Origin of the sequence: Arthrobacter sp. Hiyo1, assembly GCF_001263615.2 — a bacterium.
Classification (GTDB): domain Bacteria; phylum Actinomycetota; class Actinomycetes; order Actinomycetales; family Micrococcaceae; genus Arthrobacter.
Genome location: NZ_DF952472.1, coordinates 142,810 through 146,612, shown reverse-complemented (window position 1 = coordinate 146,612; position 3,803 = coordinate 142,810). Strand labels below are relative to the sequence as shown.

The window sequence follows — 3,803 nt, the reverse complement described above, 5'->3', positions numbered from 1 at the left end:
GGGGGCGATATGCAGGATGCCGTAAAGGTCGGGGCGGTTGTTCCTCATCGTTGGCGTGTTTTGTGTCTTAGATGCGGGGTGTTCTCGTGGGAGGTGGATGGTCCCCGGCCGGTTCGGCCGGGGACCATCGTTGCGGGAGTCATCCCCGGGGCCTCATCCATCCGGCGCTGCTCGCGCTGTGGCGTGGTCTGTGAACCCGACCGCCCTCTTCACATGGTGGGCCGCTGTGGTGCTCCCGGTCCGTGAGGCTGCGCCGGGGGTTAGGCGTTGATCTCCTGGCGCTGTTTTCCGGTGGTTTCGATTTCGATGCGGCGCGGCTTTGCTTTCTCCGCGACCGGAATGCGCAGGGTCAGGACGCCGGCGTCGTAGTTCGCTTTGACACCGTCGGTGTCCAGCGCGTCGCCGAGAATGAGTTGTCGGCTGAAGACGCCGCGGGGGCGTTCGGAGGCAATCAGTTCCGTGTCCTCGCCGACGGGGTCCGGGCGCTCGGCCTTGACGGTCAGGACGTTGCGTTCGACGTCGATGTCCACCGAGTCCACGTTGACTCCGGGCAGATCGAAGGCGACCACGAAGTCCTCGCCTTCCCGCCAGGCGTCCATCGGCATGGCCGCCGGCCGGGTTGTCGTGCCGAGTACTTGCTCGGCGAGCCGGTCGAATTCACGGAAGGGGTCCGTTCGCATCAGCATGGTGTGTCACTCCTTGCAGATCGCAGCTTTTTTGTTGTCAACCCAGCCGATCTATGGTGGCTGGTATATATTTCTTATAGCACTGCGCAGGGGTCGGGGCAAGCCTGATTTTCGACGGATTTTGGAGGTGCCCGATGGGACAGACCGACGATCGGGGAAGGGGCGTGTACGCGATTTCCGTTGCCGCCGAGCTGGTGGGAACGGGGCAACAGAACCTGCGCCTCTATGAACGCAAAGGCTTGTTGGAACCGGGCAGGACCCTGGGCGGGACCCGTCAGTACAGCGAGAACGATCTCGTGACATTGCGGCGGATTGGTGAGCTGCTGGAGCTGGGGCTGAACCTTGCCGGCGTCCGGATGGTCCTGGTCCTCGAAGCCGACAACCGGCGCCTCGAGGCGGAACTCAGGTCCGCGAACGCTACCCGGGACACCGCCCGGCCCCGGTCTGGGTGAAGACGAGTGCGAAAGAGCCCCCATGATCGAGGGAATTCGATGAAATGGCCTGAGCCGCCGCGACCGGCCCGAGGCAAAGATGGCGGGTGGCGCGGCCGGGGTCACTTGCCGGGGGTGATTGCAAGGCCGGCGGTCAGGGCGGCCAGCCCGAGCTCGAACTGCTTCTTGCCGGCGACCTCTGGGAGCTCATCGAGGATGCCGGCGAGAAATGGAACCTCGGCTGGAGGCAGTTTGGCAACTTCCCGCCGCCAACTCGCCGCGTACGTCGCTTGTTGCTGCCGGTGTGTGCGCGGTATTTCCCAGGCCACAAAACCTGTGGCATAGGTGAGGACGGCGTAAACCGCGTGGACGCCTTGCGCCGGGGGCATCCCGGCCCTGGCCAGCGGTCCGAGGAGGGCCTCGAGCCCGTGGAGGAAGCCGGGCCCGATCACCGCCCGGGAGAGGAAGATCATCGGTAGGCTCGGGTGCTCGATCAGGTTCAGGCGTAGTGCCCGTCCCCAGGCATGCAGGATCGCCCCGACGTCATCGGGGAGCGGGTGGGGGAGGTGGAGGTCTCGCAGACCCCGTTGGGCGATGGCATCGAGCAGATCTTCCTTGCCGTTCACATAGCCGTAGGTGGTCATCACTCCGCAGTTGAGGCGGCGGGCCAGCATCGGCATGGTGAGCGCCTCGAGACCTTCCTCGTCGGCCAGTGTCAGCGCGGCTTCGACCACCTGCTCCCGGGTGAGGGAGCCGCGCGGTCGCCGTTTTCGCGGGGTCTTGACAGGGTCCTGCATGGAGGTATCGTACTACTTACGGTAAGTAATACGCTCCTGGAGGTGAGAGCGGATGCCCCCGGACCAGTTTGTCGGCCTCGCGGTGAATGTCGTGGTTTACCTGGCTCTCATCGCTTTTGTCCTCTATCGGCAGATGATGGCGCAACCGCTCAGGGTTCGCCCGCTCGTGTTGCTGCTGGCGGTCCTTGGCCTCTTCGGACTCCAACAGCTGGCCCGCCAGTCGCTCGCTGCAGACCGGGGCCGGGTAGTCCTCCTTGTTGTCGGCCTCGTCATTGGATTGGGCGCCGGTCTGTGGCGGGGGACGACGTTCCGGGTTTGGCCCGATGCCGGCCGGGTGATGGTCAAGGGCACGGCAATGACCCTGGTGACCTGGGCGGTGCTCATTGTGATCCGGTTGCCATTCGCGTTCCTCGGTTACGCGGCCAACCACTCTCAGGGTTTCGTGGTGGGCGAACTGCTCCTGGCCCTGGCAGTGACGTTCGCCGCCCAGAACGCGGTGATCTGGGCCCGGGCAAAGGGGCTCAATGTTGACGAAACCATAGTCCGCCCTTCCAACCGGAAGTGGTAGGCCATGACCGTCGCAGCCCGGTGGCCGGAAATGGAAGAGGCAAGGAGGGGACATGGAGTCATCGCCCTCAGCGGCACGCGCGCTTGACTCGACGGGTGGGCCGCTGATGCCGGGCCAGAAGGCGATCTTCGCAGTCGCGTGCGTCGTGGCCGGTTTCCTGCCGGTCTCGGTCGGATACGTCCCGGATGAGGCCACCCGGCTCGTCTGCGGTCTGGCCGTCACCGGCGCTTTGCTTGCCATCGCCCTGCTGGCGAGGCGAAATGCCGCTGTGCACAGGTACTGGGAGATACCCCTGGCATTCTTCGGCATGTCCCTGTTCATCCTGGCTGACCGCTACGTTCCGGGCTTCCTTGCAAGCCAGGTTCTCCACAGCCCCCCGGTCGCCGGGAACCCGCTGGCATCGACGGTTCCCGCTACGGTGATCATCGAGCTCGACGAACTGATGCTCACCGTCGTCGCTGTCCTACTTGTGGTCTGGATCTCAAGGAGCTCGCTGGCCTCGGTCTACGTCCGCTGGGGGCGGTTCGGAAGGGCTTACGTGATCGGAATCGCCGCTCTCATCGCCTTCTACGTACTCACGTTCGGAGTGCTGTCGCACTCGCGTTTCATGCCTGTGCACGGCGCCGTCGATTTTGGCCGTTACCTCAGCCTGACGCCTGCACTCTTTGTCGCGGCGGCCGCCAACGGGTTCCTGGAAGAGCTGACGTTCCGCGGACTACTGATGTCCAGGCTGAACATCGCCTTCGGTCCCTACCTGGCGACGACTATCCAGGCGGCAGTCTTCGCGTCCTGGCACGTAGGCGTCACCTACACGGCCTCCGGCCTCGTCTTCATCGTGTTGTTCGCCTTCCCACTCGGCCTGATCGGCGGCTATCTCACCCGCAGCTCGGGCAGCATCATTCCCTCTACCCTTTTCCACGCGGGCGCGGACATACCGATCTACCTCGGTTTCCTGTCCTACGTCCCATAGCGCTCCCCGCGGGTCTCCGCTGATCCGGATCGATTCCCTGGCGTCCCATTGCGGTCCTTGGCCGCTATACCAGGGCGGCACCGGTGTCTATTGATCGAACCGGGGGTGAAGCCGGCTTCCAACGGCGCCAGGCGGCGGTCATCTCGGCTTAGCCCGGCCAACTGCCAGATGCACGCTTTCAGTTTGGTGGCTCAGGGAGCGAGAACCTGCGCGTTATGGATGCACGGGACTCACGAACTAGGGTTGCCCGCTGCGAGTGCGGGGGCTTGCAAACGTTTCGCCGTTGACAGGAACACCGACGCGGCCTGATGTCCGGCCGGGCTGAGCCTGCGGTTCGCGAGGTGGGCGAGG

5 protein-coding genes are annotated in these 3,803 nt (G+C 64.7%); 3 read left to right on the top strand and 2 right to left on the bottom strand.

The features are described 5' to 3' along the window. Nucleotides 1-260: 260 nt before the first annotated feature. Nucleotides 261-686 carry an Hsp20/alpha crystallin family protein gene (locus AHiyo1_RS14335; protein ID WP_059389021.1) on the bottom strand — a complete coding sequence of 142 codons (426 nt, stop codon included), beginning with the start codon at nt 684-686 and terminating at the stop codon, nt 261-263. Between the two features lie 134 nt (nt 687-820). Here AHiyo1_RS14335 and AHiyo1_RS14330 point away from each other — a divergent pair, with 134 nt between their 5' ends. Next, entirely contained in the window at nt 821-1,138 is a 318-nt protein-coding gene (locus AHiyo1_RS14330) for a MerR family transcriptional regulator (RefSeq protein WP_059389020.1), read from the top strand. Between the two features lie 101 nt (nt 1,139-1,239). Here the strand turns inward: AHiyo1_RS14330 and AHiyo1_RS14325 are convergent, their stop codons facing one another. Then, nucleotides 1,240-1,914 carry a TetR/AcrR family transcriptional regulator gene (locus AHiyo1_RS14325; RefSeq protein WP_059389019.1) on the bottom strand — a complete coding sequence of 225 codons (675 nt, stop codon included), beginning with the start codon at nt 1,912-1,914 and terminating at the stop codon, nt 1,240-1,242. Between the two features lie 52 nt (nt 1,915-1,966). Between AHiyo1_RS14325 and AHiyo1_RS14320 the strand changes: the two genes are divergently transcribed. Together AHiyo1_RS14320 and AHiyo1_RS14315 are read left to right on the top strand one after the other, a co-directional pair. Beyond that, nucleotides 1,967-2,482, top strand: a complete 516-nt coding sequence (locus AHiyo1_RS14320) for a hypothetical protein (protein ID WP_059389018.1) — start codon at nt 1,967-1,969, stop codon at nt 2,480-2,482. Between the two features lie 52 nt (nt 2,483-2,534). After that, a complete protein-coding gene (locus AHiyo1_RS14315) occupies nt 2,535-3,452 on the top strand; it encodes a CPBP family intramembrane glutamic endopeptidase (RefSeq protein ID WP_059389017.1) in 918 nt (305 codons plus the stop codon). Nucleotides 3,453-3,803: the final 351 nt, after the last annotated feature.

Excerpts from the sequence above, each read along its gene's own strand:
- AHiyo1_RS14335 (WP_059389021.1), bottom strand. The coding sequence starts at position 686 with ATGCTGATGCGAACGGACCCCTTCCGTGAATTCGACCGGCTCGCCGAG.
- AHiyo1_RS14330 (WP_059389020.1), top strand. The coding sequence starts at position 821 with ATGGGACAGACCGACGATCGGGGAAGGGGCGTGTACGCGATTTCCGTT.
- AHiyo1_RS14325 (WP_059389019.1), bottom strand. The coding sequence starts at position 1,914 with ATGCAGGACCCTGTCAAGACCCCGCGAAAACGGCGACCGCGCGGCTCC.
- AHiyo1_RS14320 (WP_059389018.1), top strand. The coding sequence starts at position 1,967 with ATGCCCCCGGACCAGTTTGTCGGCCTCGCGGTGAATGTCGTGGTTTAC.
- AHiyo1_RS14315 (WP_059389017.1), top strand. The coding sequence starts at position 2,535 with ATGGAGTCATCGCCCTCAGCGGCACGCGCGCTTGACTCGACGGGTGGG.